Annotated in this window: 1 protein-coding gene; it reads left to right on the top strand. The window is 65.6% G+C overall.

Features of this window, described 5'->3' with window-relative positions; translation table 11 throughout:
- Positions 1-273, top strand: a 273-nt coding sequence (locus SB772_RS41015; protein WP_410838652.1) for a sigma 54-interacting transcriptional regulator, incomplete at both ends; no start/stop codon positions are given.

Here is a 273-nt window from a genome sequence, read left to right as displayed (position 1 = left end):
CGGCCATCCCCGAGACCCTGATCGAGTCCGAGTTGTTCGGCCACGAAAAAGGCGCCTTCACCGGCGCCAGCGCAGGGCGCGCCGGGCTGGTTGAAGCGGCGGACGGCGGCACCTTGTTCCTCGATGAGATCGGCGAATTGCCACTGGAAGCACAGGCTCGCCTGCTGCGCGTGCTGCAGGAAGGCGAAATCCGCCGGGTCGGCTCGGTGCAGTCGCAAAAGGTCGATGTGCGCCTGATTGCAGCGACTCACCGCGACCTGAAAAACCTGGCCA

It is taken from the genome of Paraburkholderia sp. SIMBA_030 (assembly GCF_046535245.1).
Lineage (GTDB): Bacteria > Pseudomonadota > Gammaproteobacteria > Burkholderiales > Burkholderiaceae > Paraburkholderia.
The sequence above is the reverse complement of the archived record's forward strand: the minus strand, read 5'-3'. Positions and strand labels throughout refer to the sequence as shown.